This window comes from Sphingomonas sp. CFBP 13733 (genome assembly GCF_014841795.1).
Classification (GTDB): Bacteria; Pseudomonadota; Alphaproteobacteria; order Sphingomonadales; family Sphingomonadaceae; genus Sphingomonas; species Sphingomonas aerolata.
In genome coordinates, this window is sequence record NZ_JACYUP010000001.1 from 99,203 (window position 1) to 112,759 (window position 13,557).

The following is a 13,557-nucleotide window of genomic DNA, read 5'->3' on the forward strand; positions in this document are numbered from 1 at the left end:
GGATGACTGATCGCCTCCGCATGCGGCCTGCAACGACCCCTGCGATGCTGGCCGTCTTCGACGACGACGCCACCATCGCTCACGCACTCGCATTCGAAGGCGCTTTGGCGAAAGCGCAGGCGGCGGAAGGAGTGATCTCGGACGAGCTGGCGGTGGCAATTGTCGACGCCTGCATGACGGTGCCGATCAATTCTGCGAAATTGGCCGAGGAAGCGGCGCTGGCTGGCACGTTGGCGATACCCCTCGTCACGCGCTTACGTGCCGCATTGGATGGTGATGCCAGGAAAGCGGTCCATAAGGGTGCGACCAGCCAGGATGTCGCCGATACCGTATTGATGATGCAGACGCGGAGAGCGACCGACCTGGTACTCCTGGACCTCGACCGCATCGTCGATGCGCTTGGTCGTTTGGCCCTGCGTCACGCTGAGACACCCGCAGTCGGCCGCACGTTGTTGCAGGATGCGTTACCCGTCGCGTTCGGTCTGCGGATCGCGCACTGGGCGGCCAGCGTCGCCGATGCTGCTCAGCGGCTGCGGCGCGACGTCGAGGACCATGCGCGAATTCAGCTTGGAGGCGCCGCGGGTGCGCGGGCGGGGCTCGATGGCGCGGGTCTGGCCATTGCATCGATCATGGCAGGTGATCTCGGCCTGGCTGTCAGCGAACCATGGCATGCGCGCCGCATCGGCATTGCCGCCATCGGCACGAGCCTGGCCATAGCGACTGGCGCAATTGGCAAGATGGCGCGCGACATAGCGCTCTTGTCGCAAAACACTGTTGGGGAGGCGCGTGAACCGGCCGTTGCAGGTCGCGGTGGATCATCGGCCATGGCGCACAAGCGCAACCCGACCGGTTGCCAGATCGCGCTGTCGGCAGCGCTCCGTGTGCCGGGTTTGGCCGCGACCCTGCTTGTCGGACTGCCGCAGGAGGAAGAGCGCGGGCTTGGCGGCTGGCAGGCGGAGGGACCGGTACTCGCGGACCTGTTCCTGCTCGCGGCCGGCGCGGCCGATGCAATGGCTAGCGTCGCCGAAGGTTTGGAGATCGACGAAGACGCGATCGCGCGCAACCTGTGTGATGCCGATATCGGTACCGATATCGGAGAAAGCGGGGCCATTGTCCGCGCGCTTGTCGCCAGAGACGAAGGATAACTTCATGCCATTCGCAATCCGTGACGACGTGCGCCTTTACTGGAAGCTCGACGGAGCCTCCGACCTGCCCGTGCTCGTCCTGCTTAATTCGATCGGCACGGACATGGCGTTGTGGGAGACCAGCGTCCCGCATCTGCTGCCCGCCTTCCGGCTCCTGCGGATCGACACGCGCGGGCACGGCGCATCAGACGCACCTGATGGTGACTATAGCCTCGCGATGCTGGCCGACGATGTCGTCGCAGTGATGGACGCTGCGGGGGTACAGACCGCAGCCGTTGCCGGCGTGTCGCTCGGCGGAATGATCGCAATGGAACTGGCACTGGCGTACCCGACGCGAATTACCGCGCTCGCGCTCGTCTGCACGTCGGCGACGATGGACGCTGGCGCATGGCGTGACCGGATCGAGCTCGTACGCGCAGAGGGTACGGCAGCTATCGCCGATATGGCCATGGGCCGGTTCCTGTCGCCGCGCTTCGTGGCGACGCACGGTGGCGCGGCCGAAAGCGTGCGGCAGGGGCTGATCGCGATGGCCGATGCCGGCTATGCGGGTTGCGGTGCAGCGATCCGTGATATGGCGCTGATCGAGCGGTTGCCGGCGATCGATATGCCGACGCTCGTCGTCGCGGGCGATCGCGATATCTCGACGCCGTTTGCGGGGCATGGCGAACGCATCGTGGCAGCGGTTCCCGGCGCACGGGTGGTGCATCTCGATGCCGCACATCTCGCACCAATTGAGACACCCGCGGTGCTTGCAGTAACGCTTCGCGATTTCCTGAAATCGGCCGATACCCACGATGCCGCAAACACATTGTTCGAGGCGGGGCTGCTCAACCGGCGCCGGGTACTCGGCGATGCGTGGGTCGACGCGTCGCTGGCCGGGCGGACTGACTTCACCGCCGATTTCCAGGCGATGATCACCCGGATCGCCTGGAATGAAATTTGGGGCCGACCGGGTCTCGATGACCGCAGCCGTAGGTTCATCGTGCTCGCGATCACCATAGCACTCGGTCGTTGGGAGGAGTTCGCGCTTCACGTTCGCACCGGATTGATGCGTGACGGCTTCACCCGTGAGGAACTCAAGGAAGTGCTGATGCAATCGGCCATCTATGCGGGCGTGCCCGCGGCAAATACCGCCTTCGCCGAAGCGGGCAAGATCATTGCCGAGCTCGATTCTGACAGTTGAAATTTGAAGGACACGACGCTCGGCTGGCGGTTCGTCAACCCGCCTTGACGACGGCGCGGCCACGATGAAATAGGGGCGCAGAGCTCTGGCGCGGCGATGAACGAATGGCCAAAATTGGGAATCGGGAAGGGCGTTTTGAATGACCGGTTATGGGTCATCTGGAAGATCTCCCGAGAAGGTGCCCGCCGCCGAGAACGGCCCCCTAGGTAAGACGACGAAATCTCCCCTTGGCGGGCGTCTGGACCCGTGCGTCCGGCAGGATTCCCGTCGACAGCTCTCGGTCCTTTCGGGCTGTGTAGTCGGCAACTTGGCCACGCGTGCGATCGACGTGGCAAGGCATGCATTTGTCGCGGCGAGGATCTGGTAGAATACGCGGCGGCCAACATCGCCCGGCAGTGTCTGCTCATTGGAAAGACGATGGTGACAGAGCAGCTTGCGCCGTCACCATCGCCCCGAGCCTGGTGACGGTCGTCAGTCGGACGTCGGCACCGGAGCCGCGAGCGCCGGATACTTGATGCCGAGCTGATCGAGATAGGTCGGGTATTTGGCCGGGTCGTAGTAGAACTTCTTCATCGCCGGCCGCATCCGCTCCATGATCTCCGTGTTCAGGTGGATGGCAGGCGGGTCGTTGGCGGTGACGACGGGGTCGTATTTCTGGTCCTTGAACTGCACGGTCTGCTGGAACGCCTTGGCGTCGGTCACGAGCTGCGGCGTCGTCATGATGTCGAGCACGGTCATCGACACCGCCTTCGCGCCCGCCACCGCGCCCTTGTGCGCGATCGGCGTGGCCATCGCGATCGCCGAAAGCACGTTGTGGCCGATCATGCTGGGGATGTTGGAGGGATAGCGCACCGTGATCGTCGGCACGGTCCACATGATGTCGCCGATATCGTCCGATCCGCCGCCGAGCGAGCGTTCGCGGTTGGCCGGCGTCGACAGTTCGGCCACCGTGGTGGGCAGCGGCTTGACGGTTCGCTTGTTGGTCTGCTGCACCGTCCTGGCGAAGGCCTGGTCGTCGGCGCTCCAGCTCGGCATGCCGACCGCGCTGATATTGGCATAGGCGGCCTCCGCCAGCGGCTTGTTGCCGTAATTGGGCGCGGCATAGCCGAGCAGCTTGTGTTCGACGGTGGTGCCGGTCGCCTTGGCGGCCGCATCGGCGATCTCGTTGCCGGTCGTGTAGAGATCGCGGACGCTGCCGAAATCCAGGTCGCGGAAATAATACCAGACGCTGGCGAGGTCGGGGACGATGTTGGGCTGCCCGCCGCCATTGGTGATGACGTAATGCGAACGCTGCGTGACGGGCAAATGCTCGCGTCGCATGTTCCAGGCGACGTCCATCACCTCGACCCCGTCGAGCGCGCTGCGCCCCTCCCACGGCATCCCCGCCGCGTGCGCGGTCTTGCCGTGGAAGGTGTATTCGGCGGACACCAGCGCGTTGTTACCGCTATTGCCCCAGCCGGTGCTGAAATCGCTGCTGACATGCGCGAAGATCGACATGTCCACGCCCTTGAACAGGCCTTCGCGGACATACCAGGCCTTGGTCGCGAGCAGTTCCTCGGCGACCCCGGGCCACAGCATCAGCCGGCCGGGAATCCTGTTCTTCACCATCACGTCCTTTGCCGCGATCGCGGCGGCGATCATCATCGGCATGCCCGAATTATGCCCTTCGCCATGGCCCGGTGCGCCCGCGATCATCGGCTTGAGCGTCGGCGAGCCGGGATATTGCGACAGGCCGAGCAATCCGTCGACGTCGCTGCCGAGCGCGACCAGCGGTCCGCCGGTGCCCCAGGTCGCGGTCCAGGCGGTGGGGATGCCGGCGACGCCGCGGGTGATGGTGAAGCCCTCCTTCTTCAGGATGCCGGTCAGATAGTCCATCGTCTGGAATTCCTGAAAGCCCGGTTCGGCGAAACTGAAGAGGGAATCGACCATCTGCTGGATCAGCTTGGCGTGCGCCGCGACATCGGTGACCGCCTGTTTCTTCAAGGCGTCGCGATCGATGCCTGCGGCGGCGGTGGAGGCCTGGATCGGGGCGGGTTCGGCGGCAGCGGCGGTGCTGCACAGGGCGGCGGCGATCAGCGCGGTAATCATCGGGCGGGTATCGGCCATGTCTTTATCTCCTGAACGGTGATGTCGTAGGGGTGGGAGAGGGCACGTGCCCTCAGAGGCCGATCCGCACGCCCATCCGGAACACGCGGCCGAGCACGTCGTAGAGCGCGCGGTTGGTCTGCGGATAAGCGGGGGTGTTGTTGCCGGTCGGCCCGTTGGCGACGAGCACCGGATCGCTGTTCAAAATGTTGCGGATCGACAGGAAGACCTGTGCCTTCGCGCCGCCGGTCTCGAACGCGTAGCTCGCGTTGACGTCGTAGAAGAACTGCCCGTCGATCCGGTTCATGTTGACCGTGCGGTAATCGGCGGTCGAGAGCGGGCAGTCGGTGGAGCAGACGACGTAGTTGTTGTTGTAGACCCCGCCGCTGACGCCGCGGGCGATGCCCTGGACGCTGAACCCGGAATCGAGATCGTAGCCGGCGGTGAAGCGATAGGTCCAGTCGGGCAGGCCACCGGTATTCTGGCCGGCCAGATCGGTGGTCGCGGTGACGCCGTTGTTGCTGGTCAGTTCGAACGCATAGCTGGCCAGTGCGCGCAGCGTCATCGTGCCGGGCCCGACCTGCCGACGATAGCTGGATTCGATATCGATGCCGCGCGTCTTCACGCTGACGAAGTTGGTCGGTTTCACCTCGATGCTGGTCACCGGCAGGCCCAAGGTCGTGACGCCGCGGCCGCCGGTGGTCGAGATGAACGAACACGCATCGGCAATCGCCTGCTGATAGCATTGATCGACGATCGTCTGCGCCAGCAGCGAGTCGATCGCCCCGTCGAGCTTGATGTCGTAATAATCCACCGAGGCGGCAAAGCCCGGCAGGAAGGTCGGCGTCAGCACCACGCCTGCGCCATAGGTCTTGGCGATTTCGGGGCGCAGGTCCGGATTGCCGACGGTGGATTCGTTGAACTGGTTGGCCGCGATGCTGCCGCTGACCTGCGGCACGTTGACGGTGTTGGTGCGACCCGTGCCGGGCGCGAACAGTTCGCTGAGATTGGGCGCACGGATATCGCGCGAGATCGTGCCGCGCAGCTTGATGTCCGGGATGACCTGCCAGGTCAGGCCGGTTTTCCACGTCTCGACGGTGCCCGAGGTCGAATAATCGGTGAAGCGGAACGCGCCGTTGAAATCCATGCCCTTGAAGATCGGGACGACCGATTCGAGATAGGCTTCCTTGACGGTGTACCGGCCCTTGGTCGGCAGGTAGTTGCCGTAGATCCAGGTGCCGGTGGTGACGCCGTTGGCGACGATCGGCTGATAGAGTTGGTCGACCGATCCGGTGACCGATTCCTTGCGGGACTCCGCGCCGAACGCCACCGAGATTGGGCCTGCCCACAGATCGACCAGGCTGTTGGTCGAAAAGTTGATCGCTGCGACTTCCTGCTTCAGCGTCTGTTTGCGCAGCGGCTGGCGGCCATTGTAGAGGACATAGGCGATCGCCTCGGGCGAGGCGCCGTTGGTGCCGAGCCGGTTGAGCGGCGCGCAGGACGGGTCGTTGTTGCCCGCATTCGCATCGACATTGATCCGGCACACGATTGTGCCGGGAGCGTAGCCGCCGCTGTTGCCCGCTACCGCGACGACCGCGTCGGTCGCCGCCGCCATCCGCGAGACGTTCCAGGCGTTGGTCAGCCGTTCGTTCGTCTTCGTCTTGCCCAGCTGGTAATAGCCGCCCCATTTCCAGTCGATCGTGCCGGTCGAGAAGGCCCCGTCGGCGCCGGCGACGTAGCGGAACACCTGCCGCTCATTGTCGCTGCCCTGCGGCGGAAGGAAGATGTTGCTGGTGCCGATCTGGATCGAGCTGAGGTTGTTCGCGGCCATCGCCGCGCGCGTCGCATCGGGCAGATAGGCGTTGTCGCGCTGGATCGTCACGCCGGTGGTCGGCGTCTGCTGATAATAGCTCTGGCCGCGATAGTTGCTGTACGAGAACTGGCCGTAGAGTTCGACCAGCGGCGAGACCTCGTAGCTCAGCCGGCCGAACACGCTGTTGCGCTTTTCCTCGGGCTGCAACGTCGCGCTGCTGCGATGCCCGGCGGTGGTGATGTCGGTGTCGCCGCCGACCATCCACTGGCCGCTGGTGGCGCCGAAGTTCAGCTGATTGACGCTCGCCTTGCCGGTCGCGGGATCGACCGAGCCGAAATAGGTGCCGCGCAACGGGCCGGTGCTGACGAGCCCGCCCGGCGTGAACTGGCCCGTGCCGATCCCCGATGCGATCAGGAATTCATTGACGCAGGGCGTGTTCAGCGATGCGGCATCGGTGCACCGTGCCGCGGAATAGGCAGGGTTGTTGGCAAGGAAATAGCCGCTGTCGTTCCAGTCGCGGTCGATCGTCTGGATGCCCTTTTGCGAGAAATGCTCGCCCGACACGATCAGATGGCCGCGCCCGTCCGCGAACGCCTTGCCGCCGGTCGCCGTCACCTTGTGGTTCGGCGCGTCGCCATAGGTGGTGACGCCGTGCTCATACTCCATCTTGAAACCGGTATAGTCGCGGTCGAGGATGAAGTTGATGACACCCGACACCGCGTCCGAGCCATAGGCGGACGAGGCGCCGCCGGTCACGACCTCGACCCGCTCGATCAGCGCCTGGGGGAAGGTGTTGACGTCGACCTGACCGGTGGTGGTCGAGGCGACCGACCGCTGGCCGTCGAAGAGCACCAGCGTGCGATTCGCGCCGAGGTTGCGCAGATTGACCGAGTTGATGCCGGCGGCACCGTTGCTGAGAGCGCCGTTGCTGCTCGCCGAGGTGCCGCTGCCGCGCACCGCGGGCAGCGTGTTGACGAAATCGGAGATATTGGCGGGCGCTTCCGCCTTGAGTTCCTTGGCCGTGATGACGCTGACGGGGGTGGGGGCGCTGTAGCCGTCGCGTTCGATCCGCGATCCCGTGACGACGATCGTGTCGTCCCCGGGTACGACGTCGCCGGTGACGGGATCGGTCGCGAGTTCGGGCTTGCCGCCCGGGACGTTCGTCGTCTCCTGATCCGTCGGGGCGGATTTGGCCGGGCCACGTTCGGTCTGGAGCGTCGTATCGGGCGGGCCCGCGACCGTCCGGGCTGAAGCCGTCTGCGTGGCGAGGCACAGCGCCAGCACGCCCACGCTGACGAGGCTGGCGGATTTCAAGCGGGCAGTTGGCCGGGCGCGCATCGAGAAGGCGCCAACGTCGGCGCCATACAGAACAGTCATGGAGAGCCCCCTTCAGGTGATCGGGTGCCGTCCAGATATCCCCTCGTTTATTGTTTTCGCTGGTTCCTGCCTGTTGGACTCGATGGCCGGGTATTCCGGTCCTGTTCCGACCCGGAGACTATCAGATGCCGCCTGCCGCTTCCTCGCAATCTGGAGATGAAATCTATGTTACCTTTGCGGAATCGGCGACGTTCTGAGTAATCATTGATGTTTTGCGGCGTGCTGGATATTATTAAGTTGTGATATCGGCGCGCTGAACGTCACCTTTGATCGTTGACCGCCGCCGGCGCGACCGAGCGCTGCGCGACCTCGCGCATCAGGAAGCTGCTGCGGATCCGGGCGACATGCGGCAGCATCGACAGTTCGCGGCGATAGACACGGTCGTAGTCCTCGAACGACCGGACATGGACGATCATGATGAAGTCGACTTCGCCCGACACGAAGCTGCAGAACGACATGGACGGACAGAGGATCACCGCGGATTCGAATTCGTTCAGCACATGTTCGGCCTGCGAACTGAGCTCGATCGAGACCATCGCGGTAATGCTGAACCCCAGCTTCGCCATGTCGAGCTTGGCGGTGTAGCCCGCGACGACGCCGTTTTCCTCCAGGATCTTGCGACGCCGCGCGGTCGCGGTGCTCGAGAGATGGATGCGCTCGCCGAGCATGACGTCGGATGCGCGGCCGTCGCGGATCAATTCGCGCAGAAGCCGGTAATCGGTAGGATCGACAAGATTGTTTTCGGTTTCGTGCATCATTCACCCCGATTATTGCCGAATTTCGTCACCCAGGCTTCGAAACTGCGCAATATCGCCGGATACCGCAACCTGGATCATGCTAGTTTGCTGCACGGCAGCAATTGGGGGACGAGGCGATGCGCGGGATCATCTGGGGTACAACGGTCGGGCTGGTGGCCGCAGCGAGCGGGGGTGGACCCGTCGCGGCGCAGCAGGTCGCGCGGGCGGCGACGCAGGCGGCGCTGCTGCCGGTCAGGGCGTTGCCGGCCGAGGGGCGTATCCTCGTCACGCTGCCCGCCGCCGATGCGGACGGAGCGTCGGGACGGTTCCTTTACGCGACCTCGCTCCGGACGGGTATCGGCTCGGCCAATCTGCGGCTCGACCGCGGGATGCTGGGGCCCGAACATATCCTCGCGTTCCGGCGGATCGGCAAGAAGGTCGCGGTGACGTTCGAAAACCATCAGTTCCGCGCAACCGGTGATACCGGCGTCGCGGCGGGCGGGCGCACCAGCTTTCCGACGAGCATCATGGCGATGCTCGACATCGTCGCGACCGAAGCCGATGGCGGCGTGACGGTCGACATCGCCCCGTTCCTGACGCGCGACACGCTGGGCATCACTGAGTCGCTGAACGCGAGCTGGGCGATGGCCGGCGCGGGTGGCGGATCGGCGGCGGGCAAGGGGTTCCGCCTGGTCGATGCGCTCAGCGTCGCGGATGCCGGCTCGGTGAAGGTATTCCCCGACAATATCGAGATCGACGCGCTGCAGACCTATCAGACCGACACGCCAGGCCGCGAGGTCGAGCGGATCGCCGCCGAGCCGCGGCAGATCGGTTTCACCGTCCACCACAGCTTCGTCCGGCTGCCTGCGCCCGGCTTCGTCTCGCGGAAGTTCGACATCCGGTCGGCGGCGGGGGGCAATCAATATTACGACTATGGGACGCCGCTGGGCGAGGATGTCGTCCAGCAGTTCGCCAACCGGTTCCGGCTGGAAAAGGTCGATCCGGCCGCCGCCCGCTCCCGCGTCAAGAAGCCGATCATCTTCTATATCGACCGCGCCGCGCCCGAACCGATCCGCACCGCGTTGCTGGAAGGCGTCAACTACTGGGCGACGGCGTTCGACAAGGCCGGGCTGATCGACGGGTTCCGGGCGGAGATCCTGCCCGCCGGCGCCGATCCACTCGACGTGCGGTACAGCATGGTCAACTGGTCGAACCGGCTGACGCGGGGCTGGTCCTATGGCGGCGGCATCGTCGATCCGCGGACCGGCGAGATCATCAAGGGCAATGTCGTGATCGGCGCGCTGCGCGTGCGGCAGGACATGGCGATTTTCGAGGGGCTGGTCGGCGCCGCGCAGACCAACAGCGGCAGCGGCAACGATCCGGTGAGGGCGTCGCTCGACAGGATCCGCCAGCTCGGCGCGCATGAGGTCGGACATGCGATCGGCTTCATGCACAATTTCGCGGGCAGCACGCAGGACCGGACGACGGTGATGGATTATCCCGGACCGCGCATCAAGCTGACCGATGGCCGGATCGACCTGTCGGACGCCTATGCGAAGGGCGGGGGGGTGTGGGACGACTTCACCGTCGACTGGCTCTATGCCGATGCCGCACCCGGTACCAATCCGGACGTGGCCGCGCGGGCCAAGGCGCTCGCGATCCAGGCGAAGGGCGTCCGCTTCATCACCGACATCGACGGCCGCGCGTCGGATACGCCGAGCCCCTGGGGCAGCATGTGGGATGACGGCCCCGATCCGGTCGCCTCGCTCAACCACATGATGGCGGTCCGCCGCATCGCGATCGCGCAGTTCGGGCCCGGCGTGTTGCGCAGTGGCGAGGCGCTGTCCGATCTGCGGCGCAAGTTCGTGCCGGTATGGCTGCTGCATCGCTATGATATCGACGCGGTGGGCAAGCTGGTCGGCGGCATCGATTATGCCTATGCGGTCGCAGGCGACAATCATCCGGCCGCCGCGCCGGTTGCCGCCGCCACGCAGGACGCGGCGATCGCCGCCTTGCTGGCGACGCTTTCGACGGATGCGCTGACCGTGCCCGCGACGCTGGTGATGCCCCTGTCGTCGCCGATGAACGGACGCAGCGACGTGCAGTTCGATCAGGAGGTGTTCCGCAATGCGGGGGCCGCCGCGTTCGACCCGCTGGTCGCGGCCGATGTCGCCGCGCAGGTGACTCTGGATTCGCTGCTGGCGCCGGCGCGGCTTGCGCGGGTGTACGAACAGCATCGCCGCGACCCGGGAATGCCCGGCGTCGACACGCTGCTCGACAGGCTGATCGCCGCCACCGTCGCGGCACGGCGTGACGCGGTTGGTCGCCGGGTGGCCTATCGGACGATCATGACGCTGGCCGCCACGGCGCGCGACGATGCGACGTCGCCCGACGTCGCGGCGCTGCTCGGCGATCGGCTGCGTGGGATCGCGACGCGACTGGCCAAGGCCGGCAGCGACGAGGATGGCGCCTGGAGCCGCCACGTCGCGCTGCTCCTGACCGACGAGGACCGGCTGACGCGCGAACTGGACAAGCGTCGCGCGGTGCCGACGATCCCGCCGGGCATGCCGATCGGGGGCGATACGGGCTGGTTCGACGATTGAGCGATCCGATCACGTCGGATCGAGATGAACGAATGTCGGGAGTCGGGAGGTGGAACGAACGCTTTGGACGACCGCTTGTGGGTCCTATCAGCCCCGCGCTGCCGGGCAGTTCCACCCATTTGCTGCCGTCCGTTCATAGTCGTAGCGCGCTGAAAATTAGAGGTTAGTCAGACCATCTCGAACGGCATCCGCATCTACGGGATGAAGCCTGCTCAACGGCTTATCACCTGAAGGTTTAGTTTTGGAACTTGTCATCTGATATTCCTAAAGACCTGTTTATAGACGATTGGTGTAGAAAGCAGTGGACTGGTGATCGTTGTATTCTCTACCAAATCCTGGCCGACACTATGATATTTTGAGGTTCGCTCGCTGTCGTCGCCGCGAAATTTCAGAGCGACGGTTCCACCGTCAGCTTCTACCGATACATCGAAAACAAGCTCTGGGACGAGTTTCCAGGTGACCGGATCTCCGCCTATCCAAACTACGATGGGTGTTTTGGCATCATAGGCGAGCCCGACCCGACCTCCTGCGGTAGAAATTCTAATCCTATTTACCGCGATGGACTTGCGGAGCCTCATCCGAATGCGAGGGCGCTTGTCGTCGGAAATGGTGGCGGTGCCGCTGTCGATTACTTTGAAAGCATTGTCACTCCGCGCAGTGTCCAGTTCATAGATGCCTGAAACAACACCCTGCACCGGGCTCGCGGAGCCTGAGGTAGAACTTAACATGGCAACTGCGATCACCGTCGATAAAGTATGATGACGCATCACACGCTCCTCGAATTTCGCTGCTCGTGCGTACGGGGGTAGCGACGATCCGGGGTAGCGCATAGGTGATACCTTGGCTGTCGGGGCGCGGGACTTACTCCCGCTTGTAGACACCCCGACGTGCGGAGGGCTGGCAGTCCGGAACGCCCATTTGCGGACGTCGCTCGTTTCGCTAAAGTGCGCTTCTAGAGGAGGGGCGTGTGCTGATACAAAGACTCGGCTGGCTCTCGCGCTTAAGCGTTGTCGCAGTATCTTTTCTATATATGCTTTTACTTCTGCCGCATACGGCCGGTATAGCCACTAATAATTTCAGATCTGGATGGTTCATTGTTGCGGTTATTATTTCTCTGGCTTGGTTTCCAGTAGCCCTTCTTCATCACCGATCACGGAGCACAAAAAGCGGGTTGGTAGAATTTCTTTCCTTTGCGGCTCTGACTTTATGTGCAGCCTTCTTCGCGGCATTGTTCAAAAACGCTTAGAACAGCCTTCCTAACGTCCGCTTTCGACCAGGTCGCGACGTTCGTCCGAGGATGTATGGGGTGGGAAGTTGATCATTCGCGACGATGAACGAGCGTCCGAAGTCGGGGAGCGGGAAGGGTGGGGCGAATGGCGACTTATAGGTCTTGCGGGAAGGGGGGATAGGCAAGGCAGCGCTCGACGAAAATGCACCGTTAGCAAGTCGGGCGTTCGACGGCAGCTTCTGCCGGAATCTGCAAATGGGTCGGCGGGTATCCGTCTGACAGCAAGGCGCCCTAAGTGCGCGCCATTTGGCACCATCTGCCATTTTCAACGAACGGCGTTCGCGTTGTCGGCAAAAACGCGATCAATAAGTGCCGGTGACGCCTCGGTACTCCCGTGGCCATCGCCGATCCAACAAACGCGAGCGCAATAGTGAAGTGCAGACTTGACCAAAAGGCTCCTGAAAGTTAGTGAAGTCAAAGCTTCACTGGGGGGCGAGTCGATGACCATCACACACGATACCTTCGAAATCCGCAAAACCTGCGATGCCGCTCCGCCCGCGATTTTTGGCGCTTTCGCTTTTCAGGACCGCAAGAGCAGGTGGTACGCCGCCAGTCCCGGACACGAGCCACTGTCCTACAGCTTCGACTTTCGTCCGGGCGGTGAGGAGAAGCTCACCGCCAGGATGCTGCCAGGCACTCCTATCGCGGGAAGGGAGCTGTGCTGGACCTCAACCTATGCTGAGATCGTCGATAACGCTCGGATCGTGTTCTTCCAAACGCTCGACGTCGATCAGGCCCGCGTATCTGCTGCCGTGGTCACCGTGGAAATTGCGCCGCTCGACGACAAGAGCGAGGTCTTGCTGACGCACCAGGCGGTCTATTTCGAAGGCGCCGACGGCCCGGCAATGCGCCGGATGGGGTGGGACTTCCTGCTCGACACGATGGCTTCGGAACTGCAGCCCGCATGATGCAGCCTGCCGTAGAGTCTGTCCGCTCGTCGAGGGTCGACCTTCTGTTTCATGCGCTCGGTGACGCCAATCGCCGTCGCATGGTGAGTCATCTTGCGGAGCAGCCCGCGAGCGTTTCGGAACTTGCTGCGGTACTGGCGATCAGCAAGACAGCGATAGGCCAGCACCTTGCCGTGCTTGAGGAAGCCAAGCTCGCCAGCTCGACCAAGCTTGGACGGGTGCGCACCTGTCAATTCGATCCTGCCGGGCTCGCGCCGTTGCAGGATTGGATCGACTATCACCGTCAGGAATGGAACGAGCGGCTGAACCGCCTTGATGATTTGATCAGCGGCATCGTTTCCAAGGAAGACTGAGCCTGAACGTCGGCTTCTGCATAGAGCTGTCGTTCGGGTTATCACTGCAATCGGCGGGAATGTCC

At 63.7% G+C, this 13,557-nt stretch carries 9 protein-coding genes; 5 read left to right on the plus strand and 4 right to left on the minus strand.

Annotated features, from left to right (window positions below; translation table 11 throughout):
- Positions 1–44: 44 nt before the first annotated feature.
- The gene (locus tag IFT71_RS00365; RefSeq protein ID WP_244654673.1) at positions 45–1,145 is read left to right on the plus strand and encodes a lyase family protein; all 1,101 of its coding nucleotides are present in this window, start codon (positions 45–47) and stop codon (positions 1,143–1,145) included.
- Between the two features lie 4 nt (positions 1,146–1,149).
- Complete coding sequence (gene pcaDC / locus IFT71_RS00370; protein ID WP_192138753.1) at positions 1,150–2,328, plus strand: bifunctional 3-oxoadipate enol-lactonase/4-carboxymuconolactone decarboxylase PcaDC; 1,179 nt, start codon at positions 1,150–1,152, stop codon at positions 2,326–2,328.
- Between the two features lie 471 nt (positions 2,329–2,799).
- On the opposite strand, the gene IFT71_RS00375 is transcribed toward pcaDC, so the two are convergent.
- The 3 genes from IFT71_RS00375 to IFT71_RS00385 all read right to left on the minus strand — a co-directional run bounded on the left by IFT71_RS00375 (position 2,800) and on the right by IFT71_RS00385 (position 8,358).
- Entirely contained in the window at positions 2,800–4,434 is a 1,635-nt protein-coding gene (locus IFT71_RS00375; RefSeq protein WP_244654674.1) for an amidohydrolase, read from the minus strand.
- Positions 4,435–4,486: 52 nt separating this feature from the next.
- Positions 4,487–7,603, minus strand: coding sequence for a TonB-dependent receptor plug domain-containing protein (locus IFT71_RS00380; protein ID WP_244654675.1), 3,117 nt, complete (start codon positions 7,601–7,603; stop codon positions 4,487–4,489).
- A 260-nt stretch (positions 7,604–7,863) separates the two neighbouring features.
- A complete protein-coding gene (locus IFT71_RS00385; RefSeq protein ID WP_031441456.1) occupies positions 7,864–8,358 on the minus strand; it encodes an Lrp/AsnC family transcriptional regulator in 495 nt (164 codons plus the stop codon).
- Positions 8,359–8,477: 119 nt separating this feature from the next.
- Between IFT71_RS00385 and IFT71_RS00390 the strand changes: the two genes are divergently transcribed.
- Positions 8,478–10,943, plus strand: coding sequence for a zinc-dependent metalloprotease (locus IFT71_RS00390; RefSeq protein WP_192138754.1), 2,466 nt, complete (start codon positions 8,478–8,480; stop codon positions 10,941–10,943).
- Between the two features lie 251 nt (positions 10,944–11,194).
- Here IFT71_RS00390 and IFT71_RS00395 read toward each other — a convergent pair whose 3' ends face one another.
- On the minus strand, positions 11,195–11,710 hold the full coding sequence (locus tag IFT71_RS00395) for a hypothetical protein (protein ID WP_192138755.1): 516 nt from the start codon (positions 11,708–11,710) through the stop codon (positions 11,195–11,197).
- A 961-nt stretch (positions 11,711–12,671) separates the two neighbouring features.
- Between IFT71_RS00395 and IFT71_RS00400 the strand changes: the two genes are divergently transcribed.
- The gene (locus IFT71_RS00400) at positions 12,672–13,139 is read left to right on the plus strand and encodes an SRPBCC domain-containing protein (protein ID WP_192138756.1); all 468 of its coding nucleotides are present in this window, start codon (positions 12,672–12,674) and stop codon (positions 13,137–13,139) included.
- Positions 13,136–13,492: an ArsR/SmtB family transcription factor gene (locus tag IFT71_RS00405; RefSeq protein ID WP_197975975.1), complete on the plus strand. Its 357-nt coding sequence runs from the start codon at positions 13,136–13,138 to the stop codon at positions 13,490–13,492. The genes IFT71_RS00400 and IFT71_RS00405 overlap by 4 nt, the downstream gene beginning before the upstream one ends.
- Positions 13,493–13,557 lie beyond the last annotated feature (65 nt).